Raw genomic sequence first — 20,970 nt, forward strand, 5'->3', positions numbered from 1 at the left:
TTAACTTCAAAATGGATAACTTATATTTGTTATTCAAATAATGTGTATGAAGAAGTTATACCTTTTATTCTTTTTGTATTGCTCCAGTTTTTACTTGGTTTTAGCACAAAACAAAACTGCGGATAGCTTAAAGAATGTATTGAATAAATCCAAAAGTGACATTGAAAAAGTGCAACTTCTCAATGAAATGGCCGATTATTACAAAAGTAGTAATCCGGATTTGATGGAAGAATATGCAACAAAAGCACTAGCATTAGCCAAAAAAATAAACTACAAAGCTGAAGAAGCAACCGCTTTACTCAATTTGGGTATTGTCAATATTATTTCGGGCGATTATCCGAAAGCTTTGGACTTTTTCTCCCAAGCCAAAGTGGTTTATGAAAATGAATTGGCAGTAAATGTAAAAGACAACCGCAAACTTAAAAACGGTTTAGCGAGAGTATATGGCAGCATGGGTGTTGTTTTTTCGGAACAAAGTAATTATGCAAAAGCTCTTCAACACCATTTAAAAGCGGTTAGTATTTATGAAGAAACAAAGGAAGAAGAAAAATTAGCACGTGTTTATAATAATATCGGAATTGTCTACCGGGCACAAAAAGAAGATTTCAAAGCGTTAGATTACTTTAGTAAAGCACAAAAACTTCAAGAAAAAGTGGGCGATCCAACCGTTGGAATTACCCTAACCAATATCGGAAATCTTCATTTAAAACAAAATAACCTCAAAGAAGCCGAGGACTATTACACCAAAGCAAAATTTTATTTTGAAAAATTTCCAAATCCGAGAGGTTTGGGTGAACTATATAATAATTTGGGATTGCTTCATAAGCAAAATTCTAATTCATCCAAAGCGTTAGAAAGTTGGAATTTAGCTCTCCAAACGTTCGATTTAATAGACGATAAATTTGGAAAATCGGATACGTATCTTTTTATGGGCGAATATTTTTATGAACAAAATAATTGGAGTGAAGCGTTGTTTCATGCCCAAAAAGCAGCCGAATTATCCAAACAGCTCAATGTGTTGGAAGGTACAGCTTTAGCCGAAAAATTAATGAGTTCCATTTATGAGAAACTCAATCAACCTACCGAAGCATTCAAACATTTTAAACTATACAAAACGGCACAAGACAGCTTGATTAATCATGAAAACATTCGAAAAAGTGTGCAAGCCGAAATGAATTATGAGTTTGAAAAGAAAGAAACCATTAAGAAAAAAGAAGCGGAAAAGAAAGCATTACTCTTAGCTGAACAATCCAAACGACAAACACTGCAAACTATTTTTACCGCTTTGTTTGTATTGCTTATGTTGGGTATCGCCTTTTTAATTTACAACCGCATTCAATTAAAGAAGAATTTAACCTTGCAAAAAGAATTGGCAGAATACGAACAAAAAGCCTTGCACCTACAAATGAATCCACACTTTGTATTCAATTGTTTGGGTTCCATCTCCAGTTTTATTGTTCAAAACGGAACCGATTCGGCTATCAAATACTTGTCAAAGTTTTCCAAGTTGATGCGATTGACATTAGAATACTCAAAAGAATCACTCATTCCAATCGACAAGGAAATGGAGAGTTTGCAAAATTATTTGGAGTTGGAACAACTTCGTTTTAACAATGTATTCGAATTTAAAATTTCAAAAAGTAATGATATTGAAGATGACATGGCGATTCCGCCTTTGCTTTTACAACCTTTTGTTGAAAATGCAATTATTCATGGCTTGATACCAAAAAAAGAAAATGGAACTATTTCTATTGATTTTTCAATCGAAAAAGATAATCTCGTTTGCACCATTTTAGACGATGGAATTGGGTTTGAAAAATCCAAAGAAATCAAAGAAAATTTAGTAGCTATCCACAAATCAATGGCACTCGATATCACTAAAAAGCGATTGGAAATGATGGAAGCATCCACTGCTCAAAAAGCGAATGTGGAAATAAAAGAAATTAAAAATGAGTTAGGTGAAATTCAAGGCACAAAAGTAGTTTTGAATTTACCGATACAATACATAAAATAATAACAAACGGTTTGCAAACCCAACAAAAACCCGCAACCCGCAACTCGTAACCAGAAAATGACAACAGCCATATTAATCGACGACGATGCTAACCTAAGAGCCGGAATGCGACAAATGCTTTCTCGGTGTGCACCGGATATTTCTATTATCGGTGAAGCCGATAGTGTGCAATCCGGTGTGGAAACTATTCAACGATTAAAACCAAGTGTTTTGTTTTTAGATATTCAATTAACCGATGGCACCGGTTTTGACGTGTTGGAGCAATTGGCCGAAATAAACGGAAAAATAACCTCGCAAGTGGTTTTTATCACTGCCCATGAGCAATATGCTATCAAAGCCTTTCGCTTTAGTGCCCTAGATTTTTTATTGAAACCGGTTGACCCGGAAGAACTGCAAAAAGTGATTCAAAAGATTAAAGAAGTGTTGTCTAAAAGTGATAATTATGCTCACATTGATTTGCTGTTGGAGAACATTCGCAGAAAAGTAGATAACTTCAAACGAATAGCTCTTTCTACATCGGAAGGAATTCATTTGTTTGAAATCAGTGATATCATCCGATGCGAAAGCGAAGATAATTACACGAAGTTTTACATCAAAAACAACAAACCGATTTTGATTTCCAAAACCTTGAAAGAATATGAAGAATTATTAACGGAACACGGTTTTGAACGCATTCATCAATCGCATTTAATCAATTTGGCCTATTTGAAGTCGTATATTAAAAAGGATGGTGGGTATGTGGTGATGGCAGATAACAGTAATCTTCCCATTTCCCAACGAAAAAAAGAACGTTTGCAGGAATTGTTGAAGATGATGTAGCGAATTCTAAATGAAAACAAGTAAATACTCATTAAACTAAATTTCTTTAAAAAAAGGATAGTATTTTTAAAAAAATAAATTGCTATGAAAAAAATTCTACTTATCTGGTTATTATTTTCAAGTGCTGCTTTTTCTCAGATTCAGATAAATACACCAACTCCTTATCACATTTGTGGAGATGGGGTTTTTGACCTAACACAAAAGAATGCAGAAATACTGGGAAATCTAGATCCTAATTTATATACTTTAACCTATTATATTTTTGGAAAACCAATCATAAATCCAGATAGTTTTGTTAGAGCATCAGGAACTACTAGCGTTATAGATGTTGTTGTAAACGAAAATAATAACCCATTAAATTTTGCAATTACAAGTCTTTACTTGTATGCCTATACAAAACCAACAATTTTTTTTAGTAATAATATGACGGTGTTTCAGAGTCCAAATTCTGGTTTTGCAACATTTGATTTAACGGCACAATCAACACTACTAAATAGTTCATCAAGTGTAGAAATTAGTTATTATTTGAATGAACTTGATTCTGAAAATAATTTTAATTCTATAGCTAATCCGGAATCTTTTACTAATACAACAAACCCCCAAACTATCTATTTTCGCGTGGAATACCCTTCTACCGGATGTTATACCCTTGATCATTTTGACTTAATTGTTAGAGAAGACGGAATCGTTAACATATTTAACAGTAATTTTAAGGCAAAATTGTTATCTGCTAGTTCAGCCAATTCAGTTGCCTCGACTGTAAATCCTAATAGTACTTCAACCCTTAATGTATATAATGCAATAGATACTAATCAAGATGGAGAAATTCAATTTTCAGAAGCCGCTTCTATAGTTTTTTTACGACTTAGTTCTTCAAACATTAGTAACCTTGAGGGGATAGAAGCTTTTCATAATCTAAAATGGCTTTTATGTCAAAATAATTCGATAACAGCTTTAGATGTCAGTACATTACCCAAATTATTAAGCTTACAAATATTTAATAATGATCTAACAAATTTAAATTTATCAAGTTCTAACCAATTAGAAATATTGAATTGTGATTTTAATCAACTTGAAGAAATAGATTTATCAAATTGTACTAATCTAGAATTCTTAAGTGTTAAGAACAACCAATTAACAAATTTAGATTTGAATAGCAATGACAATCTTCAAATTATAAATGCATCAAATAATTCTATACTTAATATGCAAATAATAAACAAGCCATTTTTGAGTGAAATAAGTTTACTTTTTAATCAACTTACAACAGTCACTCTCAATAATTTACCAATTCTTTATAAAATAAGTATCCAATTTAATAATTTAACAAATTTAGATTTGTCTGATGTTGCTTTTCAAGTAAAACCTAATTCATCAAATTCTAATTCTTTTGAAATAGATTTAAATAACAACCCTAACTTAACACAAATAAATTTAAAAAACGGATATCGTAATGATGATATATCATTATCGGCTTCATCAATTAATGATGTAAATCAAATAGTTTGTATTGATGAATTTGACATTTTTACAGATTTATTTACTAGTCCGAATTCAATTATGAATACCTATTGTTCTTTTTCTCCGGAAGGAATTTATAATACGATTTTTGGTTCTGTTCATTATGATATTACCAATAATGGCTGTAGCCTTCAAGACGATAGTCTTACCCTGCTTTCCAAAGTTCTTATCAACGATGGGACAGAAGAAGGGGCTTCATTTACTAATCTGCAAGGAAATTATATGTATTTTACTCAGAATGGTAATTTTACCATTACTCCTGAATTGGAAAACCCTTCTTACTTCACAGTAACTCCTTCCTCTACCGTTGTTAATTTTCCATACGTAAACAATAGCGAAGTGGAGGTAAACTTTTGTGTAACTCCTACTGGAGTTCATCCCGATTTAGAAGTTATTATTGCACCAATAAATCCTGCTCGTCCCGGATTTGAAGCAACTTATAAAATCGTTTATCGAAATAAAGGAAATCAAACCTTGTCACAAGAATATGGATTGAGTTTTTTCTATAATCAGCAACTTATGAGTTTTGTATCTTCTACGCAAACGCCCGATTCTCAAATTGAGGGAACATTAAACTGGAGTTATGAAAATTTGATTCCTTTTGAAAGTAGAAGTATTACAGTGACTTTTTTAATCAATGCTCCAACGGATTCAGAAAACCCGATTAATATAGATGATGAATTAGTTTTTACATCTGTAGTTATGCCACAAGCAGGAGATGAAAATGTGGCTGATAACACATTTGTACTAAATCAAAAAGTTGTAGGAGCTTATGATCCAAATGATATACGTTGTATAGAAGGTGAGGTAGTTTCGCCTGATTTAATTGGTGAAGAACTGCATTATGTTATTCGTTTTGAAAATACCGGAAATTTTTATGCTGAAAATGTAGTAGTTGTGGTGGAAATTGATGAAACAAATTATGATGTTTCCAGTTTGAAAGTTTTGGAAAGTTCGCATAATCTTAGAGCACAGATAAAAGGAAATAAAGTGGAGTTTTTCTTTAATCAGATATACCTTGATTCCGGTGGACATGGGAATATTTTATTGCGAATGAAATCTTTAAACACGCTGACAAATAGTGATGTAGTGAAAAGTAAAGCCGATATTTATTTTGATTATAACTATCCAATTATCACCAACGAAGCCGAAACCTTATTCCAAGCGTTGAGTATTGAAAACCCTATTTTGGATAACATTATTTCCATTCATCCAAACCCAACAAATGACATTGTCAATATTGCTGTAAAAACTAATTCCTCAATCAAAACCATTGAATTATATGATATTCAGGGGAGATTATTGCAAATACAAGTAGTGAATGACATCACTTCCGAATTAAATTTATCCTCAAGAGCCAACGGAATGTATTTTGTTAAAATCAATACCGACAAAGGAAGTAAAGTAGAGAAATTAGTTAAGAATTAAAAAAACATAGTATGAGAAGTTTATTTTTGTTTATTTTATTTTCATGTTCACTTTATGGACAACCGCCAATCGCTCAACCCAATAATTTGGGAGAATGTGACCAAAACAATGACGGATTTGAAACATTTGATTTAACTTCGACGATCGGTGAAATTCTCAATGGTTTAGATTCCTTAGCCTACACTGTTGTTTTTTTTACTTCAGAAAGCGATGCTCAGAATGAAACCGGTGCAATTCCAAATCCAACAGCTTATATCAATACAACTAGTCCTCAAACTATTTATGTGCGAGTTTTTGAAAATGCCAATCCATTAAATTTTGCATTTACACAATTTAACTTGGTAGTGGGGGAAGCTTTAGAATTCGGGATTCTTAGTTGGTTAACATCTATCTGCGACGGACAGCAATTACAGTTTTATTTAAATTTATCCGGTACACCAAACGCAACTGTTTTTTTTACAATGAATGGCACTACTGAATTAAGCATAGACTTAGATGAAAATGGCTTATTCAATCAAACTGTTAATTTTTTAGTAGATACATCTACATTTTGTTTTACGGAAATTAGAAGTAATACCTTTCCGTTTTGTTCGCAATTGTTTGCTAATCCTCAATGCTTTAATACTGTGGTTTTTTCTAATCCTGATTTAGCATCTTCTCCCGATTTGATTGTCTATGAAAGTTCTTCCGATGGTATAGCTACTTTTGATTTAACAGTAAACGAATCAATAATGCTTAATGGAATGGATCCCGCAGATTTTTTGGATATTAAGTATTATTACAAATCGCTAGAAAATCCATTAATTAATATTGAAATAACCAATTCAACTGCTTTCCAAAACTTGGTTAATAATCAGACTATTTACTTTTATGCCACTTCATATCAAGGTTGTACATCTTTTGTGACATTTGATTTAATTGTTTTGGAAGATGATATTGTTTTGATTCCTGATGCAAACTTTAAAACAAAATTACTATCAGCAAACACAACTAATCAAATTGCGATGAATTCGCAATTCCAATATTTTAAAATTGATGCTAATAATGATGGGGAAATTCAGGTAAGTGAGGCCAGTGAAGTATTTTTATTAAATATTAACAATTCCTTTTTACCCAACCCAAATGCAATTTTAACAATAAGTGGTATTGAAAGTTTCGTGAATTTAAAAGAGTTAAATGCCAGTTTAAATAGTATTTCAACATTCAATTATAATTTACCTTTTTTAGAAAAACTTTATTTTACAGCAAATAATTTAACAACAGTTGATTTATCAGGTACTCCTCAATTAATAGAACTTAATATAGATCAAAATGATGTATCAAGTTTAGATGTTTCAGTATGTCAAAATTTAGTTTCACTTGGTTGTGATTATAATTTTTTGAGTAGTTTGGATATTTCAATGTTGTCAAGTTTAAATTATTTAAGTGTACGATATAATCAATTAACATCTTTGGATTTAAGTCAATCTGAACCTTTGATATCCTTACAGTTGGCAGGTAATTATTTTCTTCCGGTTTTAAATAATTTAGTAAATTTAGAAAGTCTGAATTGTCAGGACATGGGATTGAGTGTTTTAGACTTTTCATCCAATGTAAATCTTAGCACATTAGTGTTAAACCAGAATAATTTTACAGAAATAATTCTTCCTCCACTGGCAAACTTAACTACCTTTTTATGTTCGGAAATGCCAAGCTTAACAAGTGTGAATGTAAATATGGCTCCATCGTTGACTTTTTTTCAATGTATTAACAATCCCTCGCTACAGTCCATTTTTATGAAGAACGGAGTTCAATCGTTTCAATCCTTGAACTGGGCTGAAAATTTTAATTTGCAATATGTTTGTGTAGATGATTTAATTGTAAACAATATTATAACTTATTTGAATTCAATTCAGTTAACTAATGTGAATGTAAATTCCTTTTGTAGTTTCACTCCCGGAGGAGATTACAACACTATCACCGGTAATATACGTTTTGATGATAACAATAACGGTTGTAATGAAACCGATTATTCCATTCCTTTTTTCAGATTAGCAGTTGATTTGAATGCAGTTTCCACCAATTCTTCTGTTTTTTCAAATAATAATGGAGTGTATAATCTTTACACGGCAACAGAAGGCGTTTATACCTTAACGCCGGTTTTAGAAAATCCTACTTATTTTTCTGTTTCACCACAACCGGGTACAGCAGTTATCAATGAAATTGACAATTCAAGTACGATATTAGATTTTTGTGTAACAACCAATGGCGTGAATCCCGATTTGGAAGTGGTTATCGCACCGGTTATACCTGCTCGTCCAGGATTTGTAGCAATTTATAAAATCGTTTACAAAAACAAAGGCAATCAAGTACTGTCACAACAATACGGAGTGAACTTTGTCTATAACCAGAATTTGATGCAATTTCTTTCTGCATCAACTCCTCCTTCTGCTCAGGGACCGGGAGGTTTGCAATGGGATTATGCTGATTTGATGCCTTTTGAATCAAGAAGTATTGTGGTTTCCATGCAAATAAATCCGCCAACAGATCCTGAAAACCCTGTAAATATTGATGATGAATTGGTGTTTACGTCGGTAGTTCTCCCACAAGCCGGTGATGAAATGGTACAAGACAATACGTTTATTTTAAATCAAACGGTTGTAGGTTCATACGATCCAAACGATATCACCTGTTTGCAAGGCGATGTGGTTCCGCCATCCGAAATTGGAAATTATTTACACTATTTAATTCGTTTTGAAAATACCGGTAATGCTCCCGCTGAAAATGTAGTGGTAAATTTGAATATCAATCCGGTGCAATATGATGCACAATCTCTTCAACTATTGAATACCTCACATGATGCTTACATACGTATGAATGGGCAAAATTTAGAAGTTATTTTCCAAAATATTCAATTAGAATCGGGTGGTCATGGCAACATTTTACTGAAAATGAAAACAAAACCAACGCTTCAAGTGGGCGATATAGTAGCTAAAAAAGCAGATATTTATTTCGATTATAATTTTCCAATTGTAACGAATGAAGCCGAAACCTTATTTCAAGCTTTAAATATTGTAAATCCGGTTTTAGATAACATCATTTCAATTTATCCAAATCCGGTGAAAGATGTTGTCAATATTACTATCAAAGATAACTCCACCCTCAAAACCATTGAATTATATGATATTCAAGGAAGATTATTGCAAACACAAGTAGTGAACGACGTCACTTCTGAAATAAATATAGCAGAAAGAGCCAACGGTATGTATTTTATAAAAATCAATACTGACAAAGGAAGTAAAGTGGAAAAATTAATTAAAGAATAATAAAAAAGCTATGAAAAAGATTCTCATTTTAGTCCTTTTGTTTTCTGGGTATATTCAAGCTCAAATTGTCAATATTCCGGATGCAAATTTTAAGGCAAAGTTGTTGTCTTCTAACACTTTTAATACCATAGCCTATGGAAATGGAGGTTATTTAAAAATTGATCAAAATAATGATGGTGAGATTCAAGTCGCTGAGGCCATGGTTATTGATTCATTAAATGTGCCTTTTTCCAGTATTGTTGATTTCAGTGGGATTTCTGATTTTACTAATTTAAAAAAAATCAATTGTTCAAACAATCAAATAAGTAATTTGAATGTTACCAATTTGAGTTTATTACAAGAATTATATTGTAGTAATAACTGCATGGGAACATTGTCTGTTAATGGATTATCTAACTTGAAAATACTGGAAGCAAATACAATTTGTGTTAGTAATTTTAACTTAAGCGGATTAACTGGTTTAGAGTATTTTTCATGCACATATAATAGTTTGTCAGCTTTAGATGTATCTCAATCAACGGCTCTAAAAATCTTGAATTGTGGTTATAACAATTTAGTTAGTTTATCAATTTCCGGTTTCCCTGATTTGGAACAATTGATTTGTGATAACAACCAATCGTTGTCCTCTTTAAACATTAGTTCATTACCATCACTAGCTTTTTTAGATGTTACACTTACAAATATTGGAAGTTTGGATTTAACATCATTTACATCGTTAACGAGCGTAGTTTGTACTTTAGCAAATTTAAATTCTTTGCAAGTTAGTAATTTACCCAACTTGAACAGTTTATTGTGTGAGTCAAATTCATTGTCAAACCTTGATTTAGGTTCTATGCCTGCATTACAAGTATTACAATGTGGCGGAAATCTTTTTACAACTCTTGATCTAAGCGAAACTCCAAATATAAATCGTATAGAATGTTCAGGTACCTTGATTCCTTATTTAGATTTATCCAATTTAACTAATTTATATGAATTTAGTTGTTATGGTGGTCAGTTTGAAGAGTTGGATTTTTCTTCAAACCCAAATTTGGGAATATTGATTTTAAATACGAATACCGAATTAAAACGATTGTCATTAAAAAATGGAACAATTCAAATTTTTAATGGTAATGGACTGATTGAATGTACTAGCTTAGAATATATATGTGTTGACGAAAATGAAATAAGTCAAATTCAAAATTTTATTAATGCAAGTAATTTGACAAACGTTGTACTAAGTTCCTATTGCTCTTTCACTCCCGGCGGAGATTATAATATAATCACAGGTTCTGTGAATTATGATGCAAACAACAACGGTTGCGACGAGACTGATTTCTCATTTCCTTTTTTCAGACTAGCAGTTGACTTAAACACAGTTTCAACAAATTCATCTGTTTTTTCGAATAATATTGGAGTGTATAATCTTTACACCGCGACAGAAGGCGAGTATGCTTTAACTCCGGTCTTAGAGAATCCTTCTTACTTTACAGTTTCACCCGAACCGGGGATTGCTATTATTGAAGAAATTGATAATTCTACGACAAATTTGGATTTTTGTATCACGGCAAATGGCATCCATCCGGACTTAGAAATTGTCATCGCACCGGTCACTCCAGCTCGTCCGGGATTTGAAGCAGAATATTTGATTGTTTACAAAAACAAAGGAAACCAAATACTGTCGCAACAATACGGAGTTAATTTTTTCTACAACCAAAATTTGATGCAATTGGTCTCAACATCTGTGTTGCCATCCGCTCAAAGTCCCGGTGGTTTACAGTGGGATTATGCTGATTTAATGCCGTTTGAATCCAGAAGTATAGAAGTAACCATGGCTATTAATCCACCAACAGACCCGGAAAATCCGGTCAACATAAATGATATATTAACCTTTGCTTCAGTTATTCTTCCCCAAGAGGGAGATGAAATCGTGCAAGACAATACCTTTGTTTACAACCAAACCGTGGTAGGCTCTTATGATCCAAACGATATTACTTGTTTGCAAGGCGATGTGGTTCCTCCCTCAGAAATTGGGAATTATTTACACTATATTGTACGATTTGAAAATACAGGAACAGCACCAGCTGAAAATATTGTGGTAAAAGTAGAGGTTGAACCAAATCAATTTGATTATAATTCACTACAAGTTATGGCTACATCCAATGATGCTAGTGTTCGAATGAACGCAAATGTTATTGAATTTGTCTTCCAGAACATACAATTGGAGTCCGGCGGTCATGGCAATATCTTATTAAAAATGAAAACCAATGGAACTTTGCAGACTGGCGATTATGTTCAAAAAAGAGCCAATATCTATTTCGATTACAATTTCCCAATCGAAACAAACGAAGCTGAAACGTTATTCCAAGCGTTAAGTGTTGTAAATCCAATTTTAAATGATTTGATTTCCATTTATCCAAATCCGGTGAAAGATGTTGTCAATATTACTATTAAAGATAATTCAACAATCAAAACAATTGAGTTGTATGATATTCAGGGAAGATTGTTACAAACACAACTGGTAAATGACATCACTTCCCAAATAAATTTAACAGAAAGAGCAAACGGAATGTATTTTATAAAAATAAATACAGATTTAGGAAGTAAAGTGGAAAAATTGATAAAAGAATAAGTGGTTTAAATTAATTTTAGTTAGAAAACTCACGTATTTTCATGCGTGAGTTTTTTGTTTTTGACCGATAGATAGGAAATTAGCAATATTTATACTAAATTTAACGAAATCGTTTCGAATAAAATTTTAACAATCCTACTTTATTTCGTAATTTCGCAACAAACAAAATTTATTCCTATTAATTTTTTATAAAATCATGTCAAAAACTGCAATATTAAAATTCGAAGGCAAAGAATATGAGTTTCCTGTAATCGTAGGGAGTGAAAATGAAGCCGCCATCGATATCGACCAATTACGTGCCTTGACCGGAGCAATCACAATTGATCCGGGTTACAAAAATTCAGGATCATGCAAAAGTGAAATTACCTTTTTAGATGGTGAAGAAGGAATTCTTCGCTACCGTGGCTATTCTATTGAAGACTTAGCCGAAAAAGCAGATTTCCTGGAGGTTTCCTATTTGTTGATTTTTGGGGATTTACCAACCCAAGCACAATTAAATAAATTTGAAACCGATATTCGTAAATATACTTTGGTGAACGAAGAGATGAAAAACATCATCGACGGTTTTCCAAAAACAGCTCACCCTATGGGTGTGTTGGCCTCGTTAACGAGTGCGTTGACTGCTTTTAATCCAAAGTCAGTGAACCCACACAACGAAAAAGAAATGTATGAAGCGGTTTGCAAAACCATGGCGAAGTTTTTGGTAATTGCTACTTGGACGTACAGAAAATCAATGGGCTACCCATTAAACTATTACGATAATACAAAAGGGTATGTGCAAAATTTTATGCATTTAATGTATGAATTGCCAACCGGACCTTATAAAATTGACCCAATTGTAGTGAATGCATTGGATAAATTATTTATCCTTCATGCCGACCATGAACAAAATTGTTCTACTTCAACCGTAAGAATCGTTGGTTCTTCGCATGCCGGTTTGTTTGCTTCTATTTCAGCCGGAGTTTCTGCACTTTGGGGACCACTTCATGGAGGTGCTAATCAAGCTGTTTTAGAAATGTTGGAAGAGATTCACAAAAACGGTGGTGATGTTGATAAATATGTATTAAAAGCAAAAGACAAAGACGATCCGTTCCGATTGATGGGATTTGGTCACAGAGTATATAAAAACTTTGACCCTAGAGCTAAAATCATTAAAAAAGCAGCTGATGATGTGTTAGGAGCGTTAGGAATTGATGATCCATTACTAGATATCGCCAAAAAATTAGAGAAAGTAGCGTTGGAAGACGACTACTTCAAATCAAGAAACTTGTATCCAAACGTAGATTTCTACTCCGGAATCATCTACCGTGCGTTAGGGATTCCAACTGAAATGTTTACCGTAATGTTTGCCATCGGTCGTTTACCGGGCTGGATTGCCCAATGGAAAGAAATGCGAGTGAACAAAGAACCAATCGGAAGACCTCGTCAAGTTTATGTAGGTTCTCCGTTGCGAGATTTTGTTCCGGTGGAGAAAAGATAAATATTTTTAATTGAATGATAATAAAGCCTTCCTCACCGAAGGCTTTTTACTTTTTATTAAATCAACAATTCATGTCAAACGTATCATTCTTTTAAATATATTTGTAAGTGCTTTAAAATGAACCATTCAGTTTTTAAAATAGATGAAAAAAAATTACGTACTATTCGCAATGCTATTGAGCAGTATTTTTTTCTGCTCCGCCCAAACGTTTGAAGTTAAAAATGTAGCAAACGAACCGTTAGAATTAACCTTGCGTTTGCCGTCTTATACCAGTCAACAAAAAACGGTAGGGGGACAAAACTATGAAGACTTTTCTGCTCTCAAAAGCATATTGATGTTACAAAAAGAGGCTCCGTCCTTACCAATGTTTTCAGAGTCATTACAAGTGCCCGATACAGGAGCTTTTTCAGTAGAAATTAGTTACGATAGCTTTGAGGAGTATCTTAATGTGGAGATTCTACCTTCCAAAGGAAGTTTAAAAAGAAACGTTAATCCCGAGACTATTCCGTACACAAAAGGGGAAGTATTTAATCAAGATGCTTTCTTTCCGGGTAGTTTAGCTCAACTGGGAAATCCCTATATCCTCAGACAAACACGTGGAGTAACCGTATCGTTTTATCCGTTTCAATACAATCCTGTCACCAAAACGTTGCGTGTTTATCGCAATATAACAGCTAAAATTATTCATCAACCCAACGAAATCGGACTGAATGAACGTTCGGTTTTGGCTCCGAAAAGCGATGAGGTTTTTGCTTCGTTTTATCGAAATCATTACGCCAATGCCTTGCAATACCAGAGCATGCAAGAGCAAGGACAACTTTTAATTGTGTGTCCTCCAATTTATCGCAATGTCATTGAATCTCTTGCCAATTGGAAAAAAGAAAAAGGAATTGCCACTACTGTGATTGAGTTAGCTCAACCGGGTGTAGTTTCTTCTTTTGATATTAAAGGTCTAATACAGGCTCAATACGAAGCTAATCCTGATTTGGTTTATGTTTTATTAATTGGGGACCACGAACAATTGCCTTCTCATAATTATGGATTCAACGGTGAAGAAAATTTATACAGCGACTCATTTTACGGACAGTTAGAGGGTGCTGATTTTTATCCTGAATTATTTGTCGGAAGATTTTCAGGCAATTTAGCCCAAGTACTCACCATGGTTAACCGAACCTTAGAATATGAAATCAGTCCTTTATCGGGAGATTGGATGACGAATGCTATCGGCATTGGTTCTAATGAAGGATACGGTTATGGCGATGACGGTGAAGCCGATTGGCAACATCTTCGCAATATTAAAACTAAATTACAAGCGTTTGGATACAATACCGTTCATGAATTCTACGAAGGTTCACAAGGTGAAGGCGATAGTCCCGGAAATCCATCTTCTACAATGATTGTAAATGCTCTTAATCAAGGAACCGGTTTGATGAATTATACCGGTCATGGTTGGACGGAAGGTGTGAGTACCGGCGATTTCACCAACAGTGCCGTGAATCAATTAACAAATTCAGGTAAATATCCGTTCGTAGTTTCGGTTGCTTGTAATAACGGGACTTTTGTGTCAAATACTTCTTTGTGTGAATCGTTTTTGTGTGCCAAACAAGGGAGCGACATCACCGGAGCCATTGCCAGTTGTGGTTCGTCCATTCTTATGGCTTGGGCAGAACCGATGCAAACCCAAGACGAAATGACAGAATTAATCATTCAAAGTGATGAAAATACGCGTATGACAACCTTGGGAGGTTTGTTCTACAATGGTCAATTGAGTATGTTGGAAGCCTATGACCAAAGTAATACAGCGATTGAAGTAATGCAAACGTGGGTGTTTTTTGGTGATCCGTCGGTTGTGTTCCGCAATCAGATTTCGCAAGCAATTACGGCCATTCATCCCGAGGAAGTTTCCATTAATGGTGGTGTAATTTCTGTTGGAAGTAATGTAGCTGAAGCCAATGTAACCCTTACCCAAAACAATATCATTTTGTTTAATGGGACAATGGTTAACAATGAAATAGAAATTGATTTGGCATCGTTTACTTCAGAAGATGTGGTGAAAATAACGCTTACCAAACCCAATATGACTCCCTATCGAGGTGAAATTACTGTGAATGAGGCTCTATCTTTATCCGATTTCGAAAATGGATTTGTAATTTATCCAAACCCTGCCAAGGATGTTATCAATATTAAAAGTAATCGTACTGATGTAGGATTTGCATCAGTGAAATTATTTGATTTAAATGGCAGAATGTTAGCGAATTATGACAATGTATCACTTGATTCAGATTATAGTATTTCGGTACAAAATCTTTTATCAGGCATTTATGTTTTATCAATTCAAAACGGAGATTTTCAGAAAAATCAAAAAATCGTGGTGAAATAATGATAATTTTACAATAGAAACACCAAAAGGCTCCTTTAATCAAGGAGCTTTTTTTATCTTTGTCAAAAGACAAATGCAAACGTATGCTACCATTAAACATTCAAAACGAAACGTCGCGATTAAGGGCCGTGGTGTTAGGAACCGCTGTCAATAACGGTCCGACACCCACTGCCGAAGAAGCCTATGACCCAAAATCACTGGAACACATTCTAGCCGGAACCTATCCGATAGAATCCGATATGATTACCGAAATGGAAGCCTTCAATCAAGTGTTTAAAAAGTATGATGTGGAAGTGTTTCGACCGGATATTATTCCCAATTATAATCAAATTTTTAGTCGTGATATTGGTTTTGTGATTGATGATGTTTTTATCAAAGCTAATATTTTACCGGACAGAGAAAAAGAACTCGACGCCATTCAGTACGTTATTGACCACATCGACCCGAAAAAAGTCGTTCGTCCGCCAGAGGAAGTACACATTGAGGGGGGAGATGTCATGTTGTGGAACGACTATATTTTCATCGGCACCTACAAAGGTTCGGATTATAAAGATTACATCACTGCCCGAACAAATTGGCAGGGAGTTGAATATATCAAACAAATGTTCCCACATAAAAAGGTAAAAGAATTTGATTTAGTGAAGTCAAAAATTGAAGCTCGCGACAATGCCTTGCATTTGGATTGTTGTTTCCAGCCCGTGGGCACCAATAAAGGAATCATCTACAAAAGCGGTTTCCGTGAAGAGGCCGATTATGTGTTTTTAGTGAACCTTTTTGGGAAAGAAAATTTATTTCACATCACCCGAGATGAAATGTACCACATGAATTCAAATGTGTTTTCCATCGCACCGGATGTGGTAGTATCCGAAAAGAACTTTACCCGCTTAAACAACTGGCTTCGTGAAAATGGCTTCACCGTAGAAGAAATTCCATATGCCGAAATTGCAAAACAAGAGGGGTTGTTGAGATGTTCGACGTTGCCTTTGATTCGTGAATAGTATAAATTAATTGAAATAATTGCTATATTTGGTATTCCAAAATCTTGTTTTATGGGAACTGCAACCTCAAAAAAAGAACTTATCGATTGGATTTCTAATTTAAATGACGAAAAAATGTTGCATGAATTGGCTATGATAAAGCAAAAAGCAACATTTAATTTTGACGAGGAATTTAAAAAAGGAATAACAGGAGAAGAGTTAAAAAAAAGGCTTTCAGACAGGCTTAAAGCTTTGCCATGGAAAAAGTAAATATTCTGTATAAACCGGATGTTGAAGAGTTTCTATTTCATTTAGTTTTTGTTCTTTTCAAAGAAGATTACTTTTCCTATCTTGAGAATGCGGAAGTATATAAGGATAACATTATAGATTTTGTTGAAAATAATATCAAAAATTTTCCATCCAAAAAAACACCTATACCGTTAAATAATTTCGGGAGCAATTACATCTTTTACAATTCTAATTCTCGAACAACTTGGTATGTTTTTTTTGAACAAAAAGGCACAAATTATTTAATTACAAATATCCTCAACAACCACTGTGAAGAAGCAAAATGGTTGTGATTTGAATAGAAAATAACTATAAATTTAAACGAAAAGGAATTAACGATTTGATGTGTAAATTTGATAACAATGAACAGATGAATATTGAATTACGAATAATGAAGTATTCACCCATTACCCATCACCTTTAACCCATTACCATAAAAAAAATGAACCAAACCACCAACTCCATCCTCATGATCCGTCCCGTAGCGTTCCGTATGAACGAGCAAACGGCTGTCAATAATTATTACCAAAAAGTATTAGAAAATACGAAACCTTCAACGGTTAACGCCAAAGCTCAAAACGAGTTTGATGCATTTGTAGAGAAACTACGCAAAGTAGGCGTGAACGTGATTGTGGTAGAAGATACCCTTGACCCGGACACGCCCGACAGTATTTTTCCCAACAATTGGATTTCCTTTCATGAGAATGGCGATGTGACGTTGTATCCCATGTTTGCTGAAAACCGAAGAGCAGAACGTCGGGAAGATATTTTGGATATTTTGGAAGACAAAGGTTTTGCCATCAGCGAAATCATGGATTATACTTCTGCTGAAGAAGACGGTTTCTTTTTGGAAGGTACAGGCAGTATTGTGTTAGACCGCGATAACGGAAAAGCCTATTGTGCGTTATCCCCTCGTGCAGATGAAGAATTGTTCATCGAGTTTTGTGAAGATTTTGATTTGGCTCCCGTGATATTTGAAGCCTATCAAACGGTGAACGGCGAACGCAAACACATGTACCATACCAACGTGATGATGTGTATTGCAGAAACCTTCGCTGTTATTTGTGCGGATTGTATCGACGACAAACAAGAACGCAAAATGGTGTTAGACAATTTGAAAGCCGATGGAAAAGATATTATTTTAGTGACCGAAGACCAAGTGAATAACTTTGCCGGAAACATGCTTCAAGTGAAAGGCAAAGACGATAAGCGTTACTTGGTGATGAGTAATTCGGCTTATCAAAGTTTAACGAAAGCTCAGATTCATAAAATAGAAGAACATTGTGAAATTTTGCACGCTAATTTGGATACCATCGAAGCGTGTGGAGGCGGAAGTGCCAGATGTATGATGGCGGAGGTTTTCTTACCAAAACAATAAGTAAAGAATAGTATTAAAAAACGATGTCAGAATTTTAATTCTGACATCGTTTTTTTATTTACTAATTAGCAAGAAAAAATACTAGTGTTTTTTTTAATAAGTTTTTTTAAAAACTCAATAAACATAAACAGACGAAATAGATTTTAGATGTTCCTTAATTCAAATTAAAGTTTTTTTACTTATTCTTTTACTATTTTCACAACTTTAATGCCTTTTTCCGTTTTTATTTTCAAGAAATATAATCCGTTTTGTCTCATGGAAATATCAAAATTAACATCGTTTGAGCTTTCTAAATTAGTGGACAAAATTCTACCTTGTATGTCGTAAAGTTCAATAGATTGAATCATAAAATCACTATTGATATTGATTAATGACGAAGTTGGATTTGGATATACCGTCAAACTTTCATCAATTTCAAAATCAGGATTATTTAAAGTTGCAAAAATTGTTTCCGCATCATTTGTAATGATTGGGAAATTATAATCAAAATAGATACCTGCTTTTTTCGTGACAAATTCATTCACTTCTAAATCTTCTTTCGTTTTTATTTTAAACAATACATTTCCGTGACCACCAACAGGTGGATTTCCGCTTGCTTCTGCTAAATTGATATCCTCAAATATAAATTCTACAACATTGCCAGTGATTCTGGTGCTTGAAGGATGTGAAGTATCCATTACTTGTAGTGTAGAAATATCATATTTTGTTGCATCTACTTCTGTTCTAACGACAACATTTTCAGCATAAAAAGTCCCTAAATTTTCAAAATTAATAACATAATGCAGATAGTTGCCAATTTCAGATGGATCAACTGTTTCGCCTTCAAGACAGGTTATATCGTTTGGGTCATAAGAGCCCACCACAATTTGGTTAAAATCAAAACTATTATCATTTGGCAATTCATCGTTTACAACAGGAGTTATGGATGTTGTAAAATTGAGAATATCGCCATTATTTACAGCCGGAATTTCTTGAGGTGAATTGGTGTTCAAAGTAATAAGAATACTTCTGTTTTCAAAAGGCATTAAATTGACATAATTCCAAGTCAACACATTTGTTATGGCACTATTAACTGACGGTGTTGCAGATACAAAATCAATTCGTGAATCGTCAAAATTTAATGTTACAGTTCCTGAGTGCATTTGATTTCCTTTGTTTTTGAAAACAATTTTATACGTTGCATCAAAACCCGGACGGGCAAAATCGATTGGAGCCAAAACCACTTCTATATCATTGTGTGTACCTACGGCTTGAATACAAAAATCTTGAGTAGAAATAGTGTTATCATTATCTGGGAAATTAAAATTAGCAAATGATGGAGAAAAATTAAACCATGTTGGGTTTTCTACATTTGGAGTTATACTGTAACTGCCCGCATTTGTAAAAAAATTATAACTTCCATTGATGTTGGTTACCGTTGCTCCTGTTGTTGTACCATCATTAATATCTAAACGAATGAAAGGATTTACTTCGTCAGTTATTTCGCAGCCGTTGTTGTTATCATCAAAAATAGTTAACCCGGTTATTGTATTGTGATTTCCACCCGGAGAAAAACTACAATAAGAATTACTCACAGTTGTATTCATACCCATAGAATTTAATTGGGTTTGTATGCTCTCTAATTGCGATGTATCAGCACAAATATATTGCAAGTTCGGATTATTAGAAAAGTCTAAAGTTTGTTCATTAGCTCCATTTTTTAAGAATAAAGTAGCGAGTTGATTGTCTGCACAATATAGATCATTAAGTTTAGAGCAATTACTAACATCTAAAGTTTGTAATTCATTTTCATCGCAATACAAATAGGACAAATTTGTTAAACTTGATACATCTAAAATGGTGGTTTGCGTAGCAGAACAAGAAACACCTTTTAAACTTGGGACATTATTTAAGTTTAAATTAGGTAACGGATTGTTTGAATATCCCAAAATTTCTAAACTTTGATTATTGGTTAAATCTAAACTTGTAATTTGATTATTTGAACATTGCAAAGCCCATAATTCAGTTAAATTGCCGGTGTTTAAAGAGGTCAATAAATTGTTGCTACAATCTAACTGAAACAATTGATTTAGATTACTCAAGTTTAAAGATGTTATTTGATTTTGTCTACAATCTAAAAATTTTAAATTGTTTGAAAACGATAAATCTAGTGACGTTAATTGGTTTTGAGTACAAGATAAACCCTCTAATGCAGGAAACATGGATAGATCTAAACTTGTTAAGTTGTTAAATCCACAACCCAAGTAAACTAAATCAGGCGATATTCCACTAATGTTAGCTAAGGTTATATTATTACTTGAAAAATCTAAGCCTACAAGCGATATTAGACCGTCTAAATTTAAGGTAGTCAATTGATTAAATCCACAGGATAAAGTTTTTAAACTTGTTAAATTTGAAATATCTAAAGTAGTGAGTTGATTTCCTGTACAACCCAAAACTTCCAGTAGCGGTAGATTAAATAAATTCACATTTGTTAAATAATTAAAGGAATAATCTAAAGATTTCAGGTTTAACAATCCATTTAAACTGAGCGTTGAAATCTGGCTATTCGTACATGTTAAATGTTCCAGATTTGTCAAATTATTTACATTGAGTGAGGTTAATTGAGTATTACGACAAGTTAAGTTTTTTAGATTTGTACAACTGGAAAAAACGGTCAAATTGACCACCTAATTCCGGAGCAAATTGACCATCGATTCCGATTCAAAATGACCACCTAATTTCGGGTCAAATTGACCACCACTTTCCGGTTGAAATTGACCACCGAAA

General features: G+C 33.6%; 12 protein-coding genes. 11 read left to right on the top strand and 1 reads right to left on the bottom strand.

Features of this window, described 5'->3' with window-relative positions; translation table 11 throughout:
• Positions 1-46: 46 nt before the first annotated feature.
• The 11 genes from ACIQ0M_RS08905 (at position 47) to ctlX (ending at position 18,201) form a co-directional block, all read left to right on the top strand.
• On the top strand, positions 47-2,014 hold the full coding sequence (locus ACIQ0M_RS08905; protein ID WP_396151499.1) for a tetratricopeptide repeat protein: 1,968 nt from the start codon (positions 47-49) through the stop codon (positions 2,012-2,014).
• Between the two features lie 57 nt (positions 2,015-2,071).
• On the top strand, positions 2,072-2,833 hold the full coding sequence (locus ACIQ0M_RS08910; protein ID WP_396151500.1) for a LytR/AlgR family response regulator transcription factor: 762 nt from the start codon (positions 2,072-2,074) through the stop codon (positions 2,831-2,833).
• An 84-nt stretch (positions 2,834-2,917) separates the two neighbouring features.
• Entirely contained in the window at positions 2,918-5,782 is a 2,865-nt protein-coding gene (locus ACIQ0M_RS08915) for a T9SS type A sorting domain-containing protein (RefSeq protein WP_396151501.1), read from the top strand.
• 11 nt (positions 5,783-5,793) lie between these two features.
• Entirely contained in the window at positions 5,794-9,087 is a 3,294-nt protein-coding gene (locus ACIQ0M_RS08920; RefSeq protein ID WP_396151502.1) for a T9SS type A sorting domain-containing protein, read from the top strand.
• 10 nt (positions 9,088-9,097) lie between these two features.
• Positions 9,098-11,698, top strand: coding sequence for a T9SS type A sorting domain-containing protein (locus ACIQ0M_RS08925; protein ID WP_396151503.1), 2,601 nt, complete (start codon positions 9,098-9,100; stop codon positions 11,696-11,698).
• A 196-nt stretch (positions 11,699-11,894) separates the two neighbouring features.
• Positions 11,895-13,178: a citrate synthase gene (locus ACIQ0M_RS08930; RefSeq protein WP_396151504.1), complete on the top strand. Its 1,284-nt coding sequence runs from the start codon at positions 11,895-11,897 to the stop codon at positions 13,176-13,178.
• A gap of 142 nt (positions 13,179-13,320) precedes the next feature.
• Positions 13,321-15,558 (top strand): C25 family cysteine peptidase, encoded by a 2,238-nt coding sequence (locus tag ACIQ0M_RS08935; protein ID WP_396151505.1) that lies wholly within the window; start codon positions 13,321-13,323, stop codon positions 15,556-15,558.
• Between the two features lie 83 nt (positions 15,559-15,641).
• Positions 15,642-16,556, top strand: coding sequence for a dimethylarginine dimethylaminohydrolase family protein (locus ACIQ0M_RS08940; RefSeq protein ID WP_396151506.1), 915 nt, complete (start codon positions 15,642-15,644; stop codon positions 16,554-16,556).
• A 51-nt stretch (positions 16,557-16,607) separates the two neighbouring features.
• On the top strand, positions 16,608-16,805 hold the full coding sequence (locus tag ACIQ0M_RS08945; protein WP_396151507.1) for a hypothetical protein: 198 nt from the start codon (positions 16,608-16,610) through the stop codon (positions 16,803-16,805).
• Entirely contained in the window at positions 16,793-17,116 is a 324-nt protein-coding gene (locus ACIQ0M_RS08950) for a hypothetical protein (RefSeq protein ID WP_396151508.1), read from the top strand. The genes ACIQ0M_RS08945 and ACIQ0M_RS08950 overlap by 13 nt, the downstream gene beginning before the upstream one ends.
• A gap of 149 nt (positions 17,117-17,265) precedes the next feature.
• Entirely contained in the window at positions 17,266-18,201 is a 936-nt protein-coding gene (gene ctlX / locus ACIQ0M_RS08955; RefSeq protein ID WP_396151509.1) for a citrulline utilization hydrolase CtlX, read from the top strand.
• Between the two features lie 179 nt (positions 18,202-18,380).
• Here the strand turns inward: ctlX and ACIQ0M_RS08960 are convergent, their stop codons facing one another.
• Positions 18,381-20,669: a T9SS type A sorting domain-containing protein gene (locus ACIQ0M_RS08960; protein WP_396151510.1), complete on the bottom strand. Its 2,289-nt coding sequence runs from the start codon at positions 20,667-20,669 to the stop codon at positions 18,381-18,383.
• Positions 20,670-20,970: the final 301 nt, after the last annotated feature.

Source organism: Flavobacterium sp. (genome assembly GCF_044339515.1).
Lineage (GTDB): Bacteria > Bacteroidota > Bacteroidia > Flavobacteriales > Flavobacteriaceae > Flavobacterium.